The sequence below is a fragment of the Kitasatospora sp. NPDC085895 genome, assembly GCF_040702125.1.
GTDB lineage: Bacteria > Actinomycetota > Actinomycetes > Streptomycetales > Streptomycetaceae > Kitasatospora > Kitasatospora arboriphila.
In genome coordinates this window covers 109,253-131,116 of sequence record NZ_JBFBJY010000004.1, presented here as the reverse complement: position 1 = coordinate 131,116, position 21,864 = coordinate 109,253, and the positions used below count along the sequence as shown (strand labels likewise).

General features: G+C 76.1%; 18 protein-coding genes. 5 read left to right on the top strand and 13 right to left on the bottom strand.

Annotated elements, in window-relative coordinates; translation table 11 throughout:
• Window positions 1-301: 301 nt before the first annotated feature.
• Together AB0442_RS04110 and AB0442_RS04105 are read right to left on the bottom strand one after the other, a co-directional pair.
• A complete protein-coding gene (locus AB0442_RS04110) occupies window positions 302-1,777 on the bottom strand; it encodes a pyridoxal-dependent decarboxylase (RefSeq protein WP_366160453.1) in 1,476 nt (491 codons plus the stop codon).
• The gene (locus AB0442_RS04105) at window positions 1,774-3,135 is read right to left on the bottom strand and encodes a diaminobutyrate--2-oxoglutarate transaminase family protein (protein WP_366160452.1); all 1,362 of its coding nucleotides are present in this window, start codon (window positions 3,133-3,135) and stop codon (window positions 1,774-1,776) included. The genes AB0442_RS04110 and AB0442_RS04105 overlap by 4 nt, the downstream gene beginning before the upstream one ends.
• Before the next feature lie 224 nt (window positions 3,136-3,359).
• On the opposite strand from AB0442_RS04105, the gene AB0442_RS04100 reads away from it, so the two are divergent.
• The gene (locus tag AB0442_RS04100) at window positions 3,360-3,962 is read left to right on the top strand and encodes a methyltransferase domain-containing protein (protein ID WP_366160451.1); all 603 of its coding nucleotides are present in this window, start codon (window positions 3,360-3,362) and stop codon (window positions 3,960-3,962) included.
• Here the strand turns inward: AB0442_RS04100 and AB0442_RS04095 are convergent, their stop codons facing one another.
• Both AB0442_RS04095 and AB0442_RS04090 read right to left on the bottom strand, forming a co-directional pair.
• The gene (locus tag AB0442_RS04095) at window positions 3,963-4,661 is read right to left on the bottom strand and encodes a response regulator (RefSeq protein WP_363546182.1); all 699 of its coding nucleotides are present in this window, start codon (window positions 4,659-4,661) and stop codon (window positions 3,963-3,965) included.
• Complete coding sequence (locus tag AB0442_RS04090) at window positions 4,658-6,319, bottom strand: sensor histidine kinase (RefSeq protein ID WP_363546179.1); 1,662 nt, start codon at window positions 6,317-6,319, stop codon at window positions 4,658-4,660. Before AB0442_RS04090 ends, AB0442_RS04095 begins: the two co-directional genes overlap by 4 nt.
• A 150-nt stretch (window positions 6,320-6,469) precedes the next feature.
• On the opposite strand from AB0442_RS04090, the gene AB0442_RS04085 reads away from it, so the two are divergent.
• On the top strand, window positions 6,470-7,834 hold the full coding sequence (locus AB0442_RS04085; RefSeq protein ID WP_366160450.1) for a cation:dicarboxylase symporter family transporter: 1,365 nt from the start codon (window positions 6,470-6,472) through the stop codon (window positions 7,832-7,834).
• A 75-nt stretch (window positions 7,835-7,909) separates the two neighbouring features.
• Here the strand turns inward: AB0442_RS04085 and AB0442_RS04080 are convergent, their stop codons facing one another.
• Entirely contained in the window at window positions 7,910-8,839 is a 930-nt protein-coding gene (locus AB0442_RS04080) for a hypothetical protein (RefSeq protein WP_363546173.1), read from the bottom strand.
• A 227-nt stretch (window positions 8,840-9,066) separates the two neighbouring features.
• Between AB0442_RS04080 and AB0442_RS04075 the strand changes: the two genes are divergently transcribed.
• Window positions 9,067-9,510 carry a MarR family transcriptional regulator gene (locus AB0442_RS04075; protein ID WP_366160448.1) on the top strand — a complete coding sequence of 148 codons (444 nt, stop codon included), beginning with the start codon at window positions 9,067-9,069 and terminating at the stop codon, window positions 9,508-9,510.
• A gap of 42 nt (window positions 9,511-9,552) precedes the next feature.
• Here the strand turns inward: AB0442_RS04075 and AB0442_RS04070 are convergent, their stop codons facing one another.
• The 6 genes from AB0442_RS04070 to AB0442_RS04045 form a co-directional block, all read right to left on the bottom strand.
• The gene (locus tag AB0442_RS04070) at window positions 9,553-10,467 is read right to left on the bottom strand and encodes a ScbA/BarX family gamma-butyrolactone biosynthesis protein (RefSeq protein ID WP_366160447.1); all 915 of its coding nucleotides are present in this window, start codon (window positions 10,465-10,467) and stop codon (window positions 9,553-9,555) included.
• A 311-nt stretch (window positions 10,468-10,778) separates the two neighbouring features.
• Window positions 10,779-11,876 carry a ketoacyl-ACP synthase III gene (locus AB0442_RS04065; RefSeq protein WP_366160446.1) on the bottom strand — a complete coding sequence of 366 codons (1,098 nt, stop codon included), beginning with the start codon at window positions 11,874-11,876 and terminating at the stop codon, window positions 10,779-10,781.
• A gap of 109 nt (window positions 11,877-11,985) precedes the next feature.
• Window positions 11,986-12,666, bottom strand: coding sequence for an HAD-IB family hydrolase (locus AB0442_RS04060; protein ID WP_366160445.1), 681 nt, complete (start codon window positions 12,664-12,666; stop codon window positions 11,986-11,988).
• 88 nt (window positions 12,667-12,754) lie between these two features.
• The gene (locus tag AB0442_RS04055; RefSeq protein ID WP_366160444.1) at window positions 12,755-13,864 is read right to left on the bottom strand and encodes a ScbA/BarX family gamma-butyrolactone biosynthesis protein; all 1,110 of its coding nucleotides are present in this window, start codon (window positions 13,862-13,864) and stop codon (window positions 12,755-12,757) included.
• Between the two features lie 218 nt (window positions 13,865-14,082).
• Window positions 14,083-15,033, bottom strand: a complete 951-nt coding sequence (locus tag AB0442_RS04050) for an aldo/keto reductase (RefSeq protein WP_366160443.1) — start codon at window positions 15,031-15,033, stop codon at window positions 14,083-14,085.
• Window positions 15,034-15,144: 111 nt separating this feature from the next.
• Complete coding sequence (locus AB0442_RS04045; RefSeq protein WP_366160442.1) at window positions 15,145-16,692, bottom strand: MFS transporter; 1,548 nt, start codon at window positions 16,690-16,692, stop codon at window positions 15,145-15,147.
• A gap of 115 nt (window positions 16,693-16,807) precedes the next feature.
• On the opposite strand from AB0442_RS04045, the gene AB0442_RS04040 reads away from it, so the two are divergent.
• Together AB0442_RS04040 and AB0442_RS04035 are read left to right on the top strand one after the other, a co-directional pair.
• Window positions 16,808-18,385 (top strand): FAD-dependent monooxygenase, encoded by a 1,578-nt coding sequence (locus AB0442_RS04040; protein WP_366160441.1) that lies wholly within the window; start codon window positions 16,808-16,810, stop codon window positions 18,383-18,385.
• Between the two features lie 152 nt (window positions 18,386-18,537).
• Window positions 18,538-19,728, top strand: coding sequence for an NADP-dependent malic enzyme (locus AB0442_RS04035; protein WP_366160440.1), 1,191 nt, complete (start codon window positions 18,538-18,540; stop codon window positions 19,726-19,728).
• Window positions 19,729-19,810: 82 nt separating this feature from the next.
• On the opposite strand, the gene AB0442_RS04030 is transcribed toward AB0442_RS04035, so the two are convergent.
• Window positions 19,811-21,001: a hypothetical protein gene (locus AB0442_RS04030; protein WP_366160438.1), complete on the bottom strand. Its 1,191-nt coding sequence runs from the start codon at window positions 20,999-21,001 to the stop codon at window positions 19,811-19,813.
• A gap of 95 nt (window positions 21,002-21,096) precedes the next feature.
• The gene (locus tag AB0442_RS04025; protein WP_366160437.1) at window positions 21,097-21,765 is read right to left on the bottom strand and encodes a TetR/AcrR family transcriptional regulator; all 669 of its coding nucleotides are present in this window, start codon (window positions 21,763-21,765) and stop codon (window positions 21,097-21,099) included.
• Window positions 21,766-21,864 lie beyond the last annotated feature (99 nt).

The window sequence follows — 21,864 nt, the reverse complement described above, 5'->3', positions numbered from 1 at the left end:
AGTGGGGGCGGGCAGGCTCAGATCGCCCGCGAGCAGGCCGAAGACGGCACGGCGGAGCCCCCTCGCGCCGCTAGTCCCGGGGAGCCGTGTGCTCCCGGTGTGGCGGCGACCACGAGAAGCTACCGCCGATCTTCACCGGGTCGGCAAGCCTGCCCCGGGGATTGGCGGAATTCCCACCGGGCGCGGCTGAAAAGTGCTGGACAAGCGTCGTACCGTATGTCCACGGAACGAATGTTCACCGATTAACGAATCGCCGGAGGAATGGCCAGTGTACCTTCCTCCGAAATGAACTGACCGACCGTCATCCGCCGCTGTGCGATTCCTCCGCCCGGCGCCCGGCCGCCAGGACGGCGGCGAGGACGGCGTCCACGTCCGCGGGTGCGGTGTGCGGGTTCAGCAGGGTGAGCTTCAGGCGGACGCGGCCGGGGCCGTCACCCGGGAGTTCGGTGCGGCCGACGACCGCGCGGCCGGTGCGCAGCAGCTCGCGGCGGAGTTCGGCGTTGAGCCGGTCGAGCCGGGCGGGGGCGGCCGACCGGGTCCGGTGGCGGAAGACCACGGTGGTGAGCACCGGCAGGCAGTGGAGTTCCAGCTCGGGTTCGGCGGCGACGGCCTCGGCCGCGTACCGGGCCAGCCGGTGGCAGGCGTCGACCAGGGCGCCGAGGCCGGAGCGGCCGAGCACGGCGAGGGTGACGGCGAGCTTGAAGGCGTCCGGGCGGCGGGTGGTGCGCAGCGAGAGGCCGAGCAGGCTGGGGTAGCCCGCCTCCTCGTCGTCGGCCGGGTTGAGGTAGACGGCCCGGCGGGCGAGCGGGGCGTAGGTGTCGGCGCGGCGGACGAGGAAGACGCCCGCGGCGGCGGGCTGCCAGCCGAGCTTGTGCCAGTCGAGCGCGAGCGAGTCGGCGCGGCCGATGCCGTCGAGCAGCGGGGCGAGGCGGTCGGAGAGCAGGGCGCCGCCGCCGTACGCGGCGTCGACGTGCAGCCAGGCGCCGTACTGCGCGGCGAGGTCGGCGGCGCGGTGCAGCGGGTCGATCGCACCGGTGTCCGTGGTGCCGGCGGTGGCGACCACGGCGATCGGGATCTCGCCGCGGCGGACGGTGTCGGCGAGGGCGTCGGCCAGGGCGCGGCCGTCCATCCGCAGGGTGCGGTCGACGGGGACGGGCCGGACGGCCCGTTCGCCGAGGCCGAGGACGGCGGCGGCGCGCTGGACGGAGAAGTGCGCGGCGGCGGAGGCGAGGATCCGCGGGCGGGCCCCGGCGGGGAGGCCGTGCAGTTCGGCGCCGGGGAAGGCACGGTCGCGGGCGAGCATCAGGCCCATCAGGTTGGACTCGCTGCCGCCCGAGGTGAGGACGCCCGCGGCCGTCGCCGGGAGGCCCGCCAGGGCGGCGAGTTCGGCGAGCAGGGCGGTCTCGAGGGCGGTGGCGGCGGGGGCCTGGTCCCAGGAGTCCTGGGAGGGGTTGAGGGCGCTGACGGCGAGGTCCGCGGCGGCGGCGACGGCCAGGGGCGGGCAGTGCAGGTGGGCCGCGCAGGCGGGGTCGGCCGGGTCGGCGGCGTACCCGGCGAGCAGCCGGGTGAGCCGGGCCAGGGCGTCGGGGCCGGACGGGGCGGCGAGGGCGTCGCGGACGAGTCCGGTGATGTCGTCGGGCCTGCCGGCCGGGATCGGGCCGCCGCGGTCCTCGGCCCCGGCGGCGAGCGCGGTCAGCACCTCGTCCAGCAGCGGCCGCAGCGCGGCGGGGCCGGCCCTGCCGCCGGAGAGGGCGTCGGAGCCGGCCGGGGGTCTCACGGCTGCGCCCGGGAGGCGGCCTCGACGGCGTCGGCGAGCCGGTCGAGGACGGCGTCGGCCTGTTCGTCGGTGATGGTGAGCGGCGGCAGCAGGCGGAGCACCGCGCCGTGGCGGCCGCCGAGTTCGACGATCAGGCCGCGCTGCAGGCAGGCCTCGCGGACCCGGACGGCGAGCGCCGGGTCGGCGGGCAGGGCGCCGCAGCTGTCGGGGGTGCCGGCCGGGTCGACGAGTTCGACGCCGAGCATCAGGCCGCGGCCGCGGACGTCGCCGATCACCGGGAGGTGGCCCTGCAGGCCGGCGAGCCGGGCGGCCATCCGTGCGCCGACCGTGCGGGAGCGCTCGACCAGGCCCTGTGCGGCGACGTACCGCAGGGTGGCGGCGCCGGCCGCCATGGCGAGCGTGTTGCCGCGGAAGGTGCCGGTGTGCGCGCCGGGCCGCCACCCGTCGTAGTCCTCGCGGTAGACGACGGCGGCCAGCGGGAGGCTGCCGCCGATGGCCTTGGAGAGGACGATCGCGTCCGGTTCGATGCCGCTGTGCTCCACCGCCCACATGGCGCCGGTGCGGCCGACGCCGGTCTGCACCTCGTCGACGATCAGCGGGATGCCGCGGTCGGCGGTGATCCGGCGCATGGTGCGCAGCCAGTCGTCCGGGGCCGGGACGACCCCGCCCTCGCCCTGGACGGCCTCCAGGATCATCGCGGCGGGGGCGGTGACTCCGCCGGCCGGGTCGTCCAGCAGCCGTCCGGTGTAGGCGGCGGACAGCTCGGCGCCGCGCTCGCCGCCCACCCCGAAGGGGCAGCGGTAGGGGTACGGGTAGGGCAGCCGGGTGACTTCGCCGCCGCCGGGCAGCGGCGCCTTGACGGCGACCGAGCCGGTGACGGCGAGCGCCCCGGCCGTCATGCCGTGGTAGGCGCCGGTGAAGGCGAGGGCGCCGCTGCGGCCGGTGGCGGTCTGCATGAGCTTGAGGGCGGCCTCGACGGCGTCGGTACCGGCCGGGCCGCAGAAGTGCACCTTGGCGCGGGCGGCGAAGGCGGGCGGCAGCGCCTCGAAGAGGGCGGTGGTGAAGTCGTCCTTCTCGGCGGTGGCGATGTCGAGGAGGTGGAGCGGGGCGCCGCCGTCGAGGGTGCGGCGGATGGCCTCCAGCACGACGGGGTGGTTGTGGCCGAGGACGAGGGTGCCGGCCCCGCTGAGGCAGTCGAGGTAGCGCCGCCCGTCGGCCCCCTCCACGGTCATGCCGTTGGCCCGGACCGGCACGATCGGGAAGGACCGGGCGTAGGTGCGGGCGGCGGACTCGCGGATGCGCTGGCGGCGCAGGATGGCGTCACCGGCCGGGGCGGCGGTGTCGACGGTGGGGCTCACGGACGGGCTCTCCTCGCGAAGTTAGGTAAGCCTAACTTTACCGGCTGGAGCCGGTCCGCCGCCGCAGGATCGGACATTTCCCCCGAGTCCACCCCGGGCACGGCTCCGCCCTGCCCCAACGAGCCGGCCGCCGAAAGGTCACGGCCCGAGTGGGTGCGACAGCTGCGGCCGCCCCGCCGCCCGGCGCACCGCCCCCTCCCCGACCGGCCCCTAGACTGCGGTGCATGGCCGAGGAGGATCGCGCGGAGCGCGCACGCACCCGGGAGTTCTTCGCGGTCCGGGCCGCGGGGTGGGACGCGAAGTTCCCCGACGACGGACCGCGCTACGCCGCGGCGATCGCCGAACTGGCACCCGGCGAGGGCGCGTTCGTGATCGACGCCGGCTGCGGCACCGGGCGGGCGCTGCCGCTGCTGAGGGACGCGGTCGGGCCCCGGGGCACCGTGCTCGGGGTGGACCTGACGCCGGAGATGCTGGCCGTGGCCTCGGCCCACCGCGCGGCGGCCGCGCTGGTGCAGGCCGACTGCGCCCGGCTGCCGCTGCCCGACGCGGTGGCCGACCTGGTGTTCGGCGCCGGCCTGATCTCCCATCTGCCCGGCCCCGCCGAGGGCCTGCGCGAACTCGCCCGGGTGACCAGGCCCGGCGGCCGCCTCGCGCTCTACCACCCGATCGGGCGGGCCGCGCTCGCCGCCCGGCACGGCCGCGCGCTCACCCCGGACGACCTGCGGGCCGAGCCCAACCTCCGCCCGCTGCTGGCCGCGAACGGCTGGCGGACGCTCTCGTACACCGACGCCGACGAGCGCTTCCTCGCCGTCGCCGAACGGGTCTGATCAGCCGCGCCAGCGGTAGCAGAGCTCGGGGCGGCCGACCTGGCCGTACTGCGGCTCCCGGACGGCGAGCCCGGTGTCGACCAGGTGCTCCAGGTAGCGGCGGGCGGTGATCCGCGAGACCCCGGCGGCGGTGCCCGCCGCGGCCGCGGAGAGCCCGGCGTCGGCGGCCCGCAGCACCCCGGCCACGGTCTCCAGCGTCGGGGCGCTCAACCCCTTGGGCAGCGCGGACCGTTCGGGGGTGCGGAGCAGGGCGAACGCCTGGTCGACCTCGTCCTGGCCGACCGCCTCGCCGGGCCGGCCGAGGCTGGCCCGGTAGCGGGCGTAGCGGTCCAGCCGTTCGCGCAGCGCCGCGCTGCTGAACGGCTTCAGCAGGTACTGGACGACGCCCGCCGACACGGCCTGGCGGACCATCGCCAGGTCCCGGGCGGAGGTGACGGCGATGACGTCCGTGGTGTGGCCGGCCGCCCGCAGGGTGCGGCAGAGCTGCAGCCCGTGGCCGTCCGGCAGGTAGAGGTCGAGCAGGGCCAGGTCGACGGGGGTGCCGGCGGCCCGGGCCCGTTCCAGGGCGCGCAGCGCCCCGGCGCAGCTGTGCACGGTGGCGGCCACCCGGAAGCCGGGGGTGCGGGCGACGTAGAGGGCGTGCGCGTCGGCGGCCACCGGGTCGTCCTCGACCACCAGTACGGAGATCTCGGCGGTCATCGGGCGGCCTCCCGCTGGAGCGGCAGCCGGACGGTGAGCACGGCGCCGCGGTCGCGACCGACCTCGACGGTGCCGCCGTTGCGGCGGGCGGTCTGGGCGACGAGCGCGAGGCCGAGGCCGCGGCCGTGCTGCTTGGTCGTCCAGCCGCGGCGGAACACCTCGCCGGCGGCGGTCGCGTCGATGCCCGCGCCGGTGTCGGCGACCCGGAGCAGCAGGTGGCCTCCCTCGACCCGGGCCATGACGGTGACCTCGGGCGGGCCGGGGTGCTCGGCGGCGTTCTCGATGGCCGCGTCGACGGCGTTGTCGATCAGGTTGCCGAGCACGGTGACCAGGTCGCGCGGGGCGAGGTCGGGCGGCAGCACGCCGTCGTCGATCCGGCTGTCCTCGGTGAGGACGAGGTCGACGCCGCGTTCCGCGGCCTGCGAGGCCTTGCCCAGCAGCAGGGCGGCGAGGACGGGTTCGCCGACCGCGCCGACGACCTTGTCGGTGAGCCGCTGGGCGAGCTCGAGTTCGGCGGTGGCGAAGTCCACCGCGTCCTGGTGGCGGCCGAGTTCGACCAGCGAGACGACGGCGTGGAGCCGGTTGGCGGCCTCGTGGGCCTGGGCACCGAGGGCGTCGGCGAAACCCCGGACGCTGTCCAGTTCGCCGGTGAGCGACTGGAGTTCGGTGTGGTCGCGGAGGGTGAGCACGCTGCCGAGGCCGGTGCCGATCGGCGAGGTGTTGAGCACCACGACCCGCTCCGCGGTCAGGTGCACCTCGTCGTGGGCCGGTTCCGGCCCGAGCACGGCCCGCACCAGCGACTCGGGCAGGCCGAGCGCGTCGAACGGCAGGCCCTCCACCTCGCCCTGCAGGCCGAGGAGTTCGCGGGCGGCGTCGTTGCAGAGCACCACCCGGTGGGAGCGGTCGAGCAGCACCAGGCCCTCGCGGACGGAGTGCAGGGTGGCCTGGTGGTAGTCGTACAGGTGGCTGAGTTCGGCGGCGCCCATGCCGTGGGTGTGCCGGCGCAGCCGGGCGTTGGCGAGGTAGGTGCCGGCGCCGCCGAGCGCGAGGGCGCCCGCGGCGACGCCGGCCTGGGCGAGCAGCGGGCCGCGCAGCCGGGCGCTGATCGACTCCAGGGTGATGCCGGAGCTGACCAGGCCGACCACCCGGCCGTGCCCGTCGAGGATCGGGGTGACGACCCGGACGGAGGGGCCGAGGGTGCCGGTGTAGGTCTCGCTGGTGGTGCGGCCGGCGAGCGCGCCGTCGGTGTGGCCGAGGAAGGGGCGGCCGATCTGGGCCGGGTCGCGGTGCGCCCAGCGGATGCCGTGGGTGTCCATGACGGTGACGAAGTCCACGCCGGTGTCCCGGCGGACCCGTTCGGCGTAGGGCTGGAGCACGGCGGTCGGGTCCGGGCCGGTGGCGGCCTCGGCGACGGCCGGTGCGTCGGCGACGGCCCGGGCGGCGGCGGTGACCTGGCGGACCGCGGCGTCGTGGGTGCGGTGCTCGGTGAAGAGGTAGGCGAGGACGGCGCCGCCGGCGACCACCGCGGCGACGATCACCACCTGGACGGCGAAGAGCTGCCCGGCGAGGCTGCGCAGCGGTCGGCGCGCGGGACGGTCCCCCGCGGCCGGTCGGACCGGCGGGGCCGTGCGGGCCGGACGGCCTGGGCGGATGCGCATACCGGCCAGTGTGCACGGTCCTCCCCCGGCGGCGGCACCGTCCGGTGTGAACTCTATGAACGCAAACGTGACCCCCGTCACTCCGGCGCCCATAGTCTTCACCGGCCCTCCCCCCGGGGCCGTCAGGGACAGCTGGGCGAAGGAGCCGGAATGTCGAGCGCAGGAGCAGTCCGCCGCAGAGCCGACCGTACGCACTACCTCTACCTGGCGGTGATCGCGGCGGTGGCCGCGGGCATCGTCGTCGGCCTCGCCGCGCCGGACGCGGCGGTGGAGCTGAAGCCGATCGGCACGGGTTTCGTCAATCTCATCAAGATGATGATCAGCCCGGTGATCTTCTGCACCATCGTGCTCGGCATCGGCTCGGTCACCAAGGCGGCCAAGGTCGGCCGGGTCGGCGGGCTGGCGCTCGGCTACTTCCTGGTGATGTCCACCGTGGCGCTGGGCATCGGCCTGCTGGTGGGCAACCTGATCGAGCCCGGCTCCGGGCTGCACCTCACGAGCGCCCTGGCCAAGTCCGGGCACGCCCAGGCGGCCGCGGGCGAGGCCACCGGGACGGCCGACTTCCTGCTCGGCATCATCCCGACGACGCTCTTCTCCGCCCTCACCGAGGGCAAGGTGCTGCAGACCCTGCTGGTGGCCCTGCTGGCCGGCTTCGCCCTGCAGGCGATGGGCCCGGTCGGCGCGCCGGTGCTGCGCGGCGTCGAGCACCTGCAGCGGCTGGTGTTCCGCATCATGTCGATGATCATGTGGGTGGCCCCGATCGGCGCCTTCGGCGCGATCGCCGCGGTGGTCGGCGCCACCGGCACCGCCGCGCTGAAGAGCCTCGCCATGATCATGTTCGGCTTCTACCTGACCTGTGCGCTGTTCGTCGCCGTGGTGCTCGGCCTGCTGCTGCGGCTGGTGGCCGGGGTCAACGTGTTCTCGCTGCTGCGCTACCTCGGCCGGGAGTTCCTGCTGATCCTCTCCACCTCGTCCTCGGAGAGCGCGCTGCCCCGGCTGATCGCCAAGATGGAGCACCTCGGGGTGAGCCGTCCGGTCGTCGGCATCACCGTGCCGACCGGCTACAGCTTCAACCTGGACGGCACCGCGATCTACCTCACCATGGCCTCCATCTTCATCTCGGAGGCGATGGACAAGCCGATGTCGCTGGGCCAGCAGCTCTCGCTGCTGCTCTTCATGGTGATCGCCAGCAAGGGCGCGGCCGGGGTCACCGGCGCCGGCCTGGCCACGCTGGCCGGCGGCCTGCAGTCGCACCGGCCGGAGCTGGTCGACGGCGTCGGCCTGATCGTCGGCATCGACCGCTTCATGTCGGAGGCGCGGGCGCTCACCAACTTCGCCGGCAACGCGGTGGCCACCGTGCTGATCGGCCACTGGACGGGCGGGCTCGACCGCGAGCGGCTCGACCTCGTCCTGGCCGGCGGCCTGCCGTTCGACGAGTCCGCGCTCGCCGACCCGCACACCGGCGCCGTCCCCGCGCAGCCGCAGGCACCGGAGGTGGAGACCACCAAGGCCTGAGGCCGCGGCCCGGTCGGCGCCCCCCGGACCCTCGGGGGGCGCCGTCGTGCGTGCCGGGCACCGCCCGGACCGGGGTCAGGCCTCGGCGGTGCCGCTGACGGCCCAGGCCAGGCCGGTGGCCGGGTCCTCCAGCGCGAGGTGCAGGTACCAGAGCTCGTCGCGCGGCTCCGACCAGGCGAGGCAGCGCAGCCGGGCGACCAGGGCGTTGACCTCGGCCGCGACCGGCCGGGCGGTGCCGGCCATCGCGGCGAGCAGGTGCCAGACGGCGAGGCGGCCGTGGGCGGTGCCGAGCCGGGGCGTGCCGGAGGCCGCCTGGACGAGGGCCGGGTACGCGGCGGCGAAGGGCAGGTGCCCGGCCAGCACCCGGCGTCCGGGGGCGAGCCGGGCGGCGGCGTCGGGGGCCGTGCCCTGCACGCAGACCGCGGTGAGCCAGGGCGCGAGCGTGTGCGACAGCCGGGCCCCGGCGAAGCCGGCGACCGGCCGGCCGGCGGCCGGGAGGTCGAGGCGGACGAGGTCCTCGCGGGTGTCGGGCAGCGCGAACAGCGCCCGCCGGGCTCCGCCGGCCGGCAGGTAGTCGCGCACCCGCACGCCCTCCTCCCAGCCGGCCTGCTCCCAGGGCTCCAGCGCGAACGGCACGCCCTCCGGGTCGGCCTCGGCGCGGCCGGCGACCTCCTCGCCGAGCAGGGCGCGGGTGTGGGCGACCAGCCGCCGCACCGGCGCGGGCTCCAGCAGCGGGGCGAGCCGGCGCCAGGAGTGCCGGGTGGCGAGGACCTCCCAGAGCGGTCCCGCGTCGTGGTCGTGCTCGCCGGCGGCGGCGTGCGGGCCGCCGTCCCGGTCGAAGAGCCGGGCGGCGTGCTCCGGCGGGGCCTTGTACGCGAGGAGGTGCCCGATCGGGCCGGCCGTGCGGGGGGAGGTACCGCGCAGCCGCCGGAACAGTCCGAGCAGTTCCGGCCAGCGGCCCGCCGCCGCCAGCTCCCCCGCCTGCCGCTCCACGTACGTGATCATTCCGTCAATGTACGTCGGCACCGCGCCCGCGGACCGCCGGGTGACGGTGTGTCGGACCGGGCCCGCCCGGGCGGACGGGACGGACGGGGGCCGCCGCGACCGGCCCGGACGCGGGCACGGCGGAGCGCCGCGCGGCGACCCCGGAACGGACCGACCGCGCGGTACGGTACCGCCTCCACGACACGCAGGCTTCATACAGACCTAAGATGCCTGATATACAGGTGGGCATGACGATGCCTATCGACCAGCGCCTCGGCCACCACATCAAGCGCGCCGAGCAGGAGCTGATCGCGGCCAAGCATGCGGCACTGCGCCCGTTCAAGCTCAACACCCCGCAGTACACCGTGCTGCTGGTGCTGTCGGAGGAGCCCGGGCTGTCCGGGGCGGCACTGGCCCGGCGCTGCCTGGTCACCCCGCAGACGATGTCCTCCGTGCTGGGCACCCTGGAGGGGCGCGGACTCGTCGAACGCAAGCCGCACCCGATCCACCAGCACATCCTGGAGGCCCGGCTGACCAGGAGCGGCCGCACCCTGCTGGCCAAGGCCGACCAGGCGGCGATGGCGGTGGAGCAGGCCCTCGACGCGGAGTTCGACGCCGAGGAGCGCGAGCGGCTGCTGGCCCTGCTGGGCCGCGCCACGGCGGCGCTGGCGAACGCGCCGACCGGCGCCTGAGCCCGCGCCGTCCCGTGGCGCGGGCCCGGACCGGACGGCGGCTCAGCCGGTCGGCAGGACCCGGAGGCTGCCGCGCGCCACGGTCTCGCCGCCCTGCTCCATGACGACCTCGACCGCCGTCCCGTGCACCGAGGCGGCACCCGCCTCGGCCCGGACGAGACAGGGCCCGTCGAACTCCACGTACCGGCGGAAGGACGCCGAGAGCGCGGTGACCAGCGGCGCGGGCCGGCCGGTGGCGAGGCAGGCGGCCTGCCGCATCGCCTCGACCAGCACCATGCCGGGCACGTGGTCGACCTCGTGGTCGAACAGCACCGGGTGGCTGCGCTCCGAGCGGACCTGCCAGACCTGCGGCTGGTCGGTGGGCGCGAGCACCACGTCGGCGGCCCGGTCGCGGCCGACCAGCGGCGGCGGCACGGGCAGCGGCGGCAGCGGCCGCTCGAAGGCGGCGGCGAGCCGGTCGCCGCGCAGCCTGCGGTAGGCACCCGGGGTGGTGCAGCTGAGCGCGCCGGTGGCGGTGCCGAGGGCCCGGCCGTCGCGCAGCACGTGCATCCGGATCCGCATGCCGGCGAGGCCGGTGCCGCGCCGGCGGACGTCCTCACAGGTGGCCATGAGCGAGAGGTTGGCGGGCGCGCCGGTGAAGGCGAGCGCGGCCGGGTCGGCCTCGAAGGCCACGTCCCACATGAGGAAGTGCCGGTCGAGCGGGACGCCGAAGGCGGTGTGCGCGACGACCAGGCCGGCCTGGCGGACGGTCTCCGCCATCAGGACGGGGTCGTACCAGCGGTCGGCGACCGGCAGGTGGAAGCCGTGGCCGCGGGGCCATTGCGCGCCGAGGACGAAGTCCAGGTCGCCGACCGGTCGGCAGTCCGTCAGGAGCACCTCCGACACCGCGGCCCGGTGCACGAGCGCGCGGTCGACCGTGCGGGCGAACAGCACGTCCTCCGGACGCAGGTCCAGCATCTGGGACACCGTACAAATCCCCCTTCAGGTGTTCACCGGGTGTCCCCAATCCTACAGACCAACCGGTTTGTTTTCGAAGGGGTTTCCGAGTCAGGCCGACCGGTTTTGTCATCCCTTTACTGAACGCCGACGGAGCGTCAGAAAGCCGTCACCGGACGCTCGTCGGTACGCCGCCCGGGCGGCACCCGGACGTGGTGCGGCCCCTCCCGGGCGTCCGCCGCCGCGCCCGGACGCCGCCCGGACGCGGCCGAGCCGCGGGGCACGGCCCGGCCGTCCGGGCACGCGCACCGCGGCTCGCCGCCGGGGCCCGCTCAGCGCAGGGCGGCCCCGGAGAGCAGCCCCCAGGAGGCGAGCCGTTCGGCCGCCTCGTCCTCGGCCCGGTACACCGGTTCGCCGAGCGGGCCGGCCGGCTGGTCCAGGGCCCAGCGCAACAGGGCGGCGCCGATGTTCATACCGCCGCCGAAGCCGGCCAGCAGCACCAGGTCCCCGCGCTCCAGCCCGCCGCGGCGGTGCACCGCGTCCAGGGTGACGGCCACCGAGGCGGCGCCGGTGTTGGCGTGCCGGTCGACCGTCAGGTGCATGGTGGCGCCGGGCAGTCCGAGCTCCGACCACACCTGGTTCAGCATCACCCCGTTGGCCTGGTGCGGGACGAAGTGCCGCACCTCGCGGGCGGGCACCTCGGCCCGCCGGAGCAGCGTGGAGACCGCGCCGGGCAGTGCCTCGTGGACGAAGCCGCGCACCGCCCGCCCGTCCATCCGGAACCAGTGCCCGCCCTCGGCGACCGTCTCCGCCGAGGCCGGCCGGCGGCTGCCGCCGGCCGCGACGCCGATCAGCCGGTGCTGGTCGCCGCGGCCCTGCAACAGCGTCTGCACCACGCCGAGCCCGGCCGGGACGGGCCCGAGCACGGCGGCGCCCGCGCCGTCGCCGAACAGCACGGCCGTCCTCCGGTCCTCCCGGTCGAGGATCCGGGAGTAGATGTCCGCGCCGATCACCAGTCCGTACGGCGCGGCGGGGTCGGTGCCGCCACGGAGCATCTGGGTGCCGACGGCCAGCCCGTACACGAAGCCGCTGCACACGGCGTTGACGTCGAAGGCGGCCGCCCGGCGGGCGCCGATCAGGTGCTGCACGATGCTGGCGGTGGCGGGCTGCGGATGGTCCGGGGTGGACGTCGCGACCACCACGAAGGCGAGCCGGTCGGCCGTCACCCCGGCCTGCCGGAGCGCTCTGCGGGCCGCCTCGGCGGCCAGGTCGGAGGTGGCCTCGTGCGGGGCTGCGCGGTGCCGCCGGCCGATGCCCGTCCGCTCCTCGATCCACTCCGCGGTCACGCCCGCCCCGGCCGCGACCTCCTCGTTGCTGACGACCTCCGCGGGCACGTACGAGCCGGTGCCCACGATGCCGATCGGTGTCATGGTCCCCTCCTGTCGTCGGTGCGGGCCTGTCGCCGCGCGGTACGGCCCCGGCCGGGTGCCGTCCGCGCCGCTCCCCCGGGCCCGCCGGGCGGGGGTGCGCAGCACATGCTCAGACCGCAGCCCGCACCGGCTCGGCGGGCACCAGCCGCTGCCAGCCGGCGAGTTCGGCGTGCGCGGTGAGCACCGGGTCGTCGCCGACCGCGACCGGCCGGCCCACCGCGGCCAGCAGCGGGATGTCGCTGGAGTGGTCCCCGTACGCGGCGCAGCGGGCGAGGTCCAGGCCGCGGACGCCGGCGACCGCCGAGGCGACCCGGCCCTTGACCGCGCCGATCACCGGGACGACCACCTCGCCGGTGAGCCGGCCGCCGCGGACCACCGGCCGGGTGCCGACCGTCCAGTCCGCCCGCAGCTGGGCGGCGATCGGGTCGAGGCAGGCGAAGAAGGAGCCGGAGACCAGGACGAGGGCGTCGCCCGCGGCCCGGTGCCGCTCGGCCGCGGCGACCGTCTCCGGTACGAACAGGTCGTCCTCGACGGCCCGTTCGAACCAGGCCTCGCCGGCCGCGGCGAGCCGCTCCGCGCTCTCCCTGGCGTACAGCCGGTAGTAGGCGCGGTTGACGACCTGCCGGGGCGTGCCGGCCGCGGCGGCGGCCCGGAGGTCGGCGGTGAGCCGGGCGAAGGTGCCCTCCGGCTCGCCGCGGCGGCGCAGGTAGAACTCCAGGAAGTGGAACATGCTCTTGACCCGGACGAGGGTCTCGTCCACGTCGAAGAACGCGGCGGCGGTGCTGGACATCGGTCTCCCCCTGCTGTGCTGTCGGTCGGTCACGGGCCGGGCCGCACCGGGCGGTGCGCCCGGGCCCGCCGGGTACGCGTACAGCCTGCTAGCCGCGGATGCGTGCCAGCGAGAGGACGAACCGGGCGATCGACTCGCCGTTCTGGCGGGCGTCCACCACGACCGGCAGCTGGGTGACGGCGGCGCCGGGCTCGGCCTCGTCCAGGTCGAGCGGGCCGCCCTGGGTGTAGTAGGCGTGCTCGCCGGCCTCCGCGCCGAGCGGCTTCTCGTCGCCCGGGGTCGCCGTCAGCACCGTCCGCGGCTCCAGTTCGCCGAACCGGGCGAAGGTGACGGCCAGGTCGACCGGGAAGGTCTTGGCGGCGGACAGTCCGCGGGTGTCCAGCGCGGTGAACAGGGCGAGCTGGCGGGCGGCCTCGGCGAGCACCATGCCCGGCAGGTGGTCCTGCGGGTGGTCGAACATGCTCGGGTTGCCGGCCGGTATCCGCAGCACCGCGGTGGCACCGCCGTCGGCGAGCCGCGGGTCGAGGAGCACCACGTTGCGCGGGTCGGCGCGGCCGACCAGGTCCGGGGCGGCCGGCAGGCCGGGGCCGCCCGTGCCGCCGGTCTGCGGCGGCAGCAGCGCGGTGCTGGGCAGCTCGGCGCCGTCGCGGTTGCGCAGGCGCATCTCGCGGTAGCCGGCCGGGTCGCGGAAGCGCAGGCCGACGCCGGCCCAGCCGATCACGGTGCCGTCCACGGTGAGGTCGACGCGGTGGTCGAGCCCGGTCACCCGGCCCTCGCGGACCCGGCGGTCCGTCACCGTCACCTTGAGCACCAGGTCGAGCGGGCTGTCGCCGATGGTCAGCAGCTGCGGCCGGATCAGGTGGATCCGCAGGAAGGTCAGGATGAACTTGTGGTCGGTCGGGATGCCGTGGAACAGGTGCGCCCCGGCCAGGGTGGCCTGCCGCGCGGCCTCCAGCAGCAGCACCGGGTCGTGGGTGCCGGGCCGGAGCAGGTGGTCGCCGTAGTAGGCGTGCGAGCGGGGCAGCTGGGCGGCGGCCGTGTAGTGGCCGTCCTCGTCCCCGCGCAGGTCGGTGACGAAGACCTCGCCGACGGCGTCCCGGTGGACCAGTCCGCGGTCCAGGGTGGTGGCCCAGGACAGCGGGACGGCCTCGGCCGGGTGGCTCGGTGCCTCGACGGGGGCGAGCGGTGCGGTGGTCATGCGGTTCCTCCTCGTTGCTCCTCGGATGCGGCCCAGGGGTCGGCCTGGCACCGGTGCGGCGGGCGCCCTCGGTCCGGGTGCCCGCGGCGGGCGGGCCCGCCGGGCCGCGGCCGCCGCCCGGCGGGGGGCGGCCGCGGTCCGGGCGGCGGGGCGCCGCGGTGGTTGCGGTGGTGGTTCGGTGGTGGCTGCGGGGGGCCGGCCGGTGGCGCGGCCCGCCGTCAGTACCGGGTGCCGACGGCGGTGGCGCCGAGCCGGGTCAGCAGTGCCAGGTCCTCGGCCTCCAGCGCGAGGTCGCCGCCGCGGGCGTTCTCCTCCAGGTAGGCGAGCCGCTTGGTGCCGGGGATCGGCACCACGTGCTCGCCCTGGGCCAGCACCCAGGCCAGCGCGACCTGCGAGGGCGTCGCCCCGTAGCGGGCGGCGACCTCGGCCACGCCCTCGGCCAGCTTCTGGTTGGCCACGATCGCCTCCGGCTGGAAGCGCGGGTTGCCCTGCCGCCAGTCCTCGCCCTCCAGTGCGGCGGCCGAGGTGATGGCGCCGGTCAGGAAGGCGCGGCCGAGCGGCGAGTAGGCGATGAAGCCGGCGCCGTGGCGGGCCGCCCACGGCACCACCTCGTCGAGCTGGTCCTGGCTCCACAGCGACAGCTCGCTCTGCACGGTGGCCACCGGGTGGACGGCGTGCGCGGCGTCGAGCTGCTCGACGGTCGCCTCGGAGAGGCCGATCGCGCCGACCTTGCCCTCGCGGACGAGCTCCGCGAGCACGCCCCAGGACTCCTCGACCGGCACCGCCGGGTCGACCCGGTGCAGCTGGTAGAGGTCGATCCGGTCGACGCCGAGGCGGCGCAGCGAGCCCTCGGCGGCGGCGCGCAGGTGCTCGGGACGGCCGTCGGGCAGGATCTCGCCGTCCCGGACGACCAGGCCGGCCTTGCTGGCGAGCACGATCTCGTCCCGCCGGTCGCGGATCGCGCGGCCGACCAGCTCCTCGTTGGTGTGCGGGCCGTAGACGTCCGCGGTGTCGATCAGGGTGACGCCGAGGTCGATCGCCCGGTGGATCACCCGGACCGACTCGGCGTCGTCGCGGCGGGTCGGGCTGTACGCGAAGCTCATGCCCATGCAGCCGAGACCGATCGCGCCGACGGTGATCCCGGTGCTGCCCAACTGTCGTGTGCGCATGGTGCGGTGTTCTCCTCTGTCGAATGGCGGTGCGGGGTTCGGGGGTGTGGGGGCGGTGGTGGGGCCGGGTGCGTCCGGCGCGGGCACGGGGGCGGCCCGCGCCGGACGCGGTCAGGAGGTGCCCGTGAGCTCCCGGTCGCGGACCACCGCGAAGGTGGTGACCGCGCCGATCAGCGCGAGCACGGCGAGGACGACGAATCCGGTGTGCATCGCCGAGGTGAGGGCGTCGGCGGCCGCGTCCGAGGCGGCGGTGCGGACCCCGGCGGGCAGGGTGCCGAGCTGCTCGCCCAGCCGGCCCTGCACGGCGCCGCCGGCCAGGGCGCGTTCGCCGGCCGTGTCCAGCCCCGGCACCCGGCCCTGCAGGCCCGCGGCGGAGAGGCCGGCCAGCAGCGCGCCGGCCCCGGCGATGGCGACCGACTCGCCGGTGATGCGCATGGTGTTGAAGATGCCGGAGGCCATTCCGGAGCGCTCGACCGGGACGACGCTGACCGCGGCGTTGTCCATCACGCCGAAGGCGCTGCCCACGCCGACGCCGAACACCGCGAGCGGTCCGGTCAGTTGCGCCCAGCCGGCGTCCGGGCCGAGCACCACCAGCCAGAGCGATCCGGCGGCGATCAGCGCGGAGCTGGCGGCGAGCATCACCCGCAGCGGCAGCCTGGCGGCGATCTTCCCGGCGACCAGCGGCAGGGCCAGCACCGGCAGGGTGAGCGGCAGCAGCAGTGCGCCGGCCTCGGTGGCGCTGCGGCCGCCGACGCCCTGCAGGTACTGCGGCAGGTAGACCAGCAGCACCACGAACCCGAAGGTGATGGTGAACGGCTGGCAGACCACCACCACGAAGGTCGGCCGGCGGAACAGCGACAGGTCGAACATCGGCCGCTCGACGCGCAGTTCGACCAGCACGAAGAGCAGCATGAACAGGGCCGCGCCGACCAGTGAGCCGATCGCGGCGACGCCCGTCCAGCCCTGCTCCGGGCCTTCGACGAAGTACAGCGCCAGCAGGGCCAGGCTGCCGCTGAAGGTCACCAGTCCGCCCCGGTCGATCCGGCGGGCGGCCGGGTCGCGGGACTCGGGCAGCCGCGGCACCAGGGCGAGCACGACCGCACCGAGCACGACGTTCAGCAGGAACACCGCCCGCCAGCCGGCCGAGGCCACCAGCACACCGGCGACCAGCGGGCCGAGCGCCAGGCCGAAGCCGAAGGAGGCACCGAGCACGCCGAACGCCCTGGCCCGGGCCGGTCCGTCGAAGGAGGCGGCGAGGATCGCCGCGCCGCTGGTGAGGACACCGGCGGCGCCGACGCCCTGCAGCGCCCGGGCGAGGTCGACCAGCACGATGTTCGGCACCAGCGCGCAGACCAGCGACATCGCCAGGAACACCTGGACGCCGATCAGCAGCACCCGCCGCCGGCCGAAGCGGTCCGCGAGGCCGCCGGCGGCCAGCAGGCAGGCCGCGAAGGTGACGCCGTAGGCGTTCTGCACCCACTGCGCGGCGCCGACGCCGGCCCCCAGGTCGGTCGCCAGCGCCGGGAGCGCCACGGCCGGCCCGGTGACGGTGAGCGGCAGCATCACGCTGGCCAGCGCGACCGCCACCATGATCGCCGGCCCGCCGGCCGCCCGGCCCGCGCGCGGCGCGGCCAGGTCCTGCTCCGCCAGGACGCTCATCACTTCCCCCATCCATCAGTCATCTACGTACTTCACAAACCGAGACGACCATAAGATATCTTATGGACAGCGTCAATCTGCTACTCAGCCTCCGGGCGGACGAGGAGTCAGTTCCATGACAGACAAAGCGATCACCGCATCGGACGTCGACGTCCTGGTCGTCGGCGGAGGACCGACCGGCATGCTCGCCGCCTGCGAACTGCTGCGTCGCGGCGTCCGGGTCAGGATCGTCGACCGGGCCCCGGCCGCCGCCCGCCTCCCCAAGGCCCTGCTGCTCTGGCCGCGCACCCTGGACGTGCTCGACGACCTCGGCATGCTGGACGCGATCCGCGCCGCCTCCGTCCGGATCAACGCCTTCCGGTACTACTCCGACCGGCGGCCGCTCGGCACCTTCGACTTCACCGAGGACCTCGCCCCGCTCTGCCTGCCGCAGAGCGCCACCGAGGACGTCGTCGAGGCCCGGCTGCACGAACTTGGCGGCAAGGTGGAGCGCGGCGTCCGCCTGCTCTGCTTCGACAACCTCGACTTCTCCGGCCGGGTCGAGGCCACCGACGGGGTCACCGCCGTGCTGGAGCACCGGGACGGCCGGATCGAGCGCACCCGGGTGCCCTTCGTCATCGGCGCCGACGGGGCCGGCAGCGCCGTCCGGGCCCAGATCGGCACCGGCTTCCTCGGCAGCACCTACGAGACCGCCTTCGCCCTGGTGGACGCTCCGATCGAGGGTGAGCTCCCGGCCGACCAGGCGCACTACTACCAGTCCCCGAAGGGCGCGCTGGTCGTCGTCGCGCTGCCCGACGGCATCTTCCGCTTCTTCTCCAGCCTGCCGCCCGGCCAGGACGTCGGCGTCGCGATGATGCAGGAGATCGTCGACGAGCGCGGCCCGCAGGGCGTCCGGATCGGCGAGCCGGTCTGGCAGAGCGTCTTCCGGGTGCACGCCCGGCACGCCGGGGACTTCCGGCTCGGCCGGGTCTTCCTCGCCGGCGACGCCGCCCACGTGCACAGCCCGGCCGGCGGCCAGGGCCTCAACACGGGTCTGCAGGACGCCCACAACCTCGCCTGGAGGCTCGCGGCGGTGATCCACGGCGAGGCGCCCGCCACCCTGCTCGACGGCTACGGGCCGGAGCGCTCCGCGGTCGCCCGGCGGGTCGTCCGCGACACCGACATCCAGACCCGCGCCTGGCTGGTGGACGGCCCGGCCGAGGTCCTGCTCCGGGACGCCGCCTTCCGGCTGGGCGACCGCACCGGCCTGCTCTCCCGGCTCTACGGACCGGTGATGGCCGGGCGCCGGCTCGCCTACCCGCCCGTCCGGGAGACCCAGGACCCGTCCGGGCTCACCGGCTGCCGCCTCCGCGGACGGTTGCCCGGCGGGCTGCGGACCGGCGCCGTGCTGCCCCGCCCGCTGGCCGCCGCGACCGCACCGGCCGGCTCCGGCGAGGAGCCCGCCGGCTGGACCCTCGCCGCCGTCGGCCCGGCCGGCTGGGCCGCCGAACTGGACCGCCGCACCGCCGGCCGCCCCGGGGTGCGGACCGCCCGCGTCCCGCTGCCCGCCGCGGCCCGGCACACCGGCTGCCACCGGCCCGGCTACTACCTCGTCCGCCCCGACGGGCACATCGCCGCCCACGGCCACGCCCGCGACCTCGACCGCCTCAGCGCCGAACTCACCGCCCAGCTCGGACCGGCCGCCCGCGGCTGAGACGCCGGCGGGCACGCCCGTCGACCGCCGTACCCGTGCCCGGCCGCCGTCCCGGCCGGGCCCCGCTCACGGCCCCTTCGCACCTCACCAGCCCCGGTCAGCGCTCCACCCGCGACGGGAACCGCCCGTCCACACCCTCCCGGAGGACCCTGATGACCGACCTCGCCCCGCCCGTGGACCCGATCGTGCCGTTCCTGGAGCCGGTCTTCGACCTGCACCGCGGCGGCAAGCTGGAGACCCGCTCGACCGTGCCGCTGCGCGGCGCCGACGACCTGTCGCTCGCCTACACCCCCGGGGTCGCCCGGGTCTGCACCGCCATCGCCGAACACCCCGAGCTGGCGCACGAGTTCACCTGGGCTGCGAACACCGTCGCGGTGGTCAGCGACGGCACCGCCGTGCTCGGCCTCGGCGACATCGGCCCGGCCGCGGCCCTGCCGGTGATGGAGGGCAAGGCCCTGCTGTTCAAGGAGTTCGCCGGCGTGGACGCGGTGCCGATCTGCCTCGGCACCACCGACACCGAGGCGTTGATCGCCACCGTGCGGCACCTCGCGCCGAGCTTCGGCGGCATCAACCTGGAGGACATCAGCGCCCCGCGCTGCTTCGAGATCGAGGATCGCCTGCGCGCCGAGCTCGACATCCCGGTCTTCCACGACGACCAGCACGGCACCGCCGTGGTCGCCCTCGCCGCCCTGCGCAACGCCGCCCGGGTGACCGGACGGCCGCTGTCAAAGATGCGCGCCGTGGTGGCGGGTGCGGGCGCCTCCGGCGTCGCCGTCAGCCGGATCCTGCTCGCCGCCGGGATCGGGGACATCGCGGTCGGCGACAGCAAGGGCCTGCTGCACCCCGGCCGGACCGACCTCAACCCGGTGAAGGCCGCGCTCGCCGCGGACAGCAACCGGGCCGGCCACCGGGGTTCGATCGAGGGGGCGCTGCGCGGCGCCGACGTGTTCATCGGGCTCTCCGGGGCGACGGTCGCCGAGTCGGCGGTGGCCGCGATGGCCCCGGACGCGATCGTCTTCGCGCTCTCCAACCCGACGCCGGAGATCGAGCCGTCCGTCGCCCGCCGGTACGCCGCCGTGGTGGCCACCGGCCGCAGCGACCACCCCAACCAGATCAACAACGTGCTCGCCTTCCCCGGGATCTTCCGGGGCGCCCTGGACGTCCGGGCGCGCACCGTCACCGAGGGCATGAAGCTCGCGGCGGCCGCGGCCATCGCCGAGGTGGTGGCCGACGAGCTGTCCGCGGACCGGATCGTCCCCAGCCCCTTCGACCCCCGGGTGGCCCCCGCCGTGGCCGCGGCCGTGGCCGCCGAGGCCCGCTCGGCGGGGGTGGCCCGCCGCTGACCGCCCCTCCGGCGAGGCAGGACACCGAACGGCCCGGGGCCGGACCGCCCGTCGGCGGTCCGGCCCGGGGCCTCCGCGCAGCTCAGGCCGCGGGCACCGCCGCGGCGACGACCTCGAACGCGTCGGGTGCGCCGGCCACGGCCTGACGCAGGGTCAGGTGCCGGGCGAGGACGCACTCCCGCACCCAGTCGCACAGGTACCGGTCCGAGGCCGCGCCCGCGACCGTGCGGACGGAGAGCTGCAGGCGCTCGGTGGGCAGCCCGGCGTCGAGCACCTCGGCCTCGGCCGCCGCGACCTCCTCCACCGAGGCGGCCAGTGCGACGAGTTCGGCCCGGCCGAAGCGGGCTCCCCGGAAGGACAGGACGTCCGCCGAGCGGCCGCGGACCCGCACCCCCGGCTGCACAGCGCCGCACGGGCAGTCGGCGAACTCGCCGGTGTCGCCGGTGCGGTAGCGCACCAGCGGGGTGACGGCCAGCTCGTGCAGGGTGCTGACCAGGATCTCGCCGTCCACCAGCTCTACGTACTGGTGCGGCAGCGGGTGGAAGACGTCGCGGGCGCAGCGCGGCCCGTTGCAGCCGATCGCCCAGGCCTCGACCGAGCCGTACAGACCCCAGACGGCGGCGTCGGGGAGGACCTCGGCGAGCAGCCGGGCGATGGCGCCGTCCAGGCCGACGCCCACCCAGAGCAGGGTGCGCAGCCAGGCCGGGCGGCGGCCGGTGAGCCGGCAGTGTTCGAGCAGGGCGCGCAGGGTGGGGGTGTCCGCGGCGAGCGCGGTGGCGCCGCACTGCTCGAAGAAGTCGACGAGGCGGCCGAGGTCGTCGGTGTCGGGGGTGCCGTAGGGAATGGCGGAGCAGCCGGAGAGGGCGGCGAGCGCGTTGCACAGGTCGTGGACCGGCCAGAGCCGGGTGCCTCGGGAGAGGTTGAGCAGGACGTCGCCGGGGGCGAGCGGGGACCAGGCGCGCTGGATGTCTCCGGCGAACAGGCAGCTCGGCACCAGGGTCGCGGAGGGTTCGGCGGTGGTGCCGCCGCCGAGGTAGAGCACGGCGCCGCGGTCCTTGGCGAGGCCGCCGCGGACGCCGGACCAGACCGCCGCGCGGAGTTCGTCGGCGGAGAGCGGGGCGAGGACGCGGAGGTCGGCGGGGCGGCCGCCCGCCGCGCCGCGGTATTTCTCCGCGAGGCCGGGAAAGCCGACGGCCCGGTCCAGGAGCGCCCGGACCTGCGGTGCGGTCGGTTCGGCCGCCCCGGCCGCAAATCCCCCCGTCTGCAGTGACATGCGCCGCGTCCTTTCACGAATCGACGGTTTTCCGAGGCGCGCACGCACGTTCCACGCATCGGTAGGAACGATTCAAGAACCGACCGACCGGTTTGTCAATTGCCGAGGTCAGCGGGCACGGCTCCGCAGTCCGCGGCCAGGAACGGACAGCCGTCGGCGGGCGGCGCGGCGAGCCCGGGCAGCACCGCCCCCCAGAGCCGGGCGACCATCTCGGTACGGCTGACGCCCGCGTTGCGCTCGCAGATGAGCAGCACGCCGGCGGCCATCGCGGTCAGCGCCATCGCCGCCTCCTCCGGCACCACGCCCTCGCGGAGTTCGCCGCGGTCCGCCGCGGAGGCGAGCAGCGCGCCGATCGGCGCCATCCACTCGGGCGGCCCGTCGCCGGCCGCCAGCGCGAAGCCCTCGACGCCGTCGAGCCGGACGCCGGAGCGGCAGACCGGGTCGCGGTCCAGCAGTCCGGCGACGGCCACCGCGACGTCCACCACGGCGTCCAGACCTGCGCCGGGGCCGTGGGCGGCCACGCACTCGGCGGTGAGCCGACGCAGCTCGCAGCGGGCCTCGGCGCGCACCGCCTCGATCAGCTCGCCCTTGGAGCGGAAGTGGTAGTACAGCGCCCCCTTGGACACCCCGGCGGCCCGGCTGATCGCATCCAGGCCCGGCAGCGCGTCACCGCCCAGCACCTCCACCGCCGACTCGTCCAGCGCCGTGGCGGCGGCGACGATCAAGCTCCGCCTGGTCCGTTCGGCGCGCTCCTGACTGGGCACGGCACCCACCTCTCCCCTGCTTCCCACAACCGCGCTCCGGCCTCCGCGGGCGGTCCGACCGGGCCCGCAGGCCCGGTCGCGGCTCCCGCCGCGGAGTGA

Excerpts from the sequence above, each read along its gene's own strand:
- AB0442_RS04050 (WP_366160443.1), bottom strand. The coding sequence starts at position 15,033 with ATGCGCACACGACAGTTGGGCAGCACCGGGATCACCGTCGGCGCGATC.
- AB0442_RS04085 (WP_366160450.1), top strand. The coding sequence starts at position 6,470 with ATGTCGAGCGCAGGAGCAGTCCGCCGCAGAGCCGACCGTACGCACTAC.
- AB0442_RS04060 (WP_366160445.1), bottom strand. The coding sequence starts at position 12,666 with ATGTCCAGCACCGCCGCCGCGTTCTTCGACGTGGACGAGACCCTCGTC.
- AB0442_RS04040 (WP_366160441.1), top strand. The coding sequence starts at position 16,808 with ATGACAGACAAAGCGATCACCGCATCGGACGTCGACGTCCTGGTCGTC.
- AB0442_RS04035 (WP_366160440.1), top strand. The coding sequence starts at position 18,538 with ATGACCGACCTCGCCCCGCCCGTGGACCCGATCGTGCCGTTCCTGGAG.
- AB0442_RS04100 (WP_366160451.1), top strand. The coding sequence starts at position 3,360 with ATGGCCGAGGAGGATCGCGCGGAGCGCGCACGCACCCGGGAGTTCTTC.
- AB0442_RS04095 (WP_363546182.1), bottom strand. The coding sequence starts at position 4,661 with ATGACCGCCGAGATCTCCGTACTGGTGGTCGAGGACGACCCGGTGGCC.
- AB0442_RS04075 (WP_366160448.1), top strand. The coding sequence starts at position 9,067 with ATGACGATGCCTATCGACCAGCGCCTCGGCCACCACATCAAGCGCGCC.
- AB0442_RS04080 (WP_363546173.1), bottom strand. The coding sequence starts at position 8,839 with ATGATCACGTACGTGGAGCGGCAGGCGGGGGAGCTGGCGGCGGCGGGC.
- AB0442_RS04065 (WP_366160446.1), bottom strand. The coding sequence starts at position 11,876 with ATGACACCGATCGGCATCGTGGGCACCGGCTCGTACGTGCCCGCGGAG.
- AB0442_RS04090 (WP_363546179.1), bottom strand. The coding sequence starts at position 6,319 with ATGCGCATCCGCCCAGGCCGTCCGGCCCGCACGGCCCCGCCGGTCCGA.
- AB0442_RS04045 (WP_366160442.1), bottom strand. The coding sequence starts at position 16,692 with ATGAGCGTCCTGGCGGAGCAGGACCTGGCCGCGCCGCGCGCGGGCCGG.
- AB0442_RS04070 (WP_366160447.1), bottom strand. The coding sequence starts at position 10,467 with ATGCTGGACCTGCGTCCGGAGGACGTGCTGTTCGCCCGCACGGTCGAC.
- AB0442_RS04030 (WP_366160438.1), bottom strand. The coding sequence starts at position 21,001 with ATGTCACTGCAGACGGGGGGATTTGCGGCCGGGGCGGCCGAACCGACC.
- AB0442_RS04055 (WP_366160444.1), bottom strand. The coding sequence starts at position 13,864 with ATGACCACCGCACCGCTCGCCCCCGTCGAGGCACCGAGCCACCCGGCC.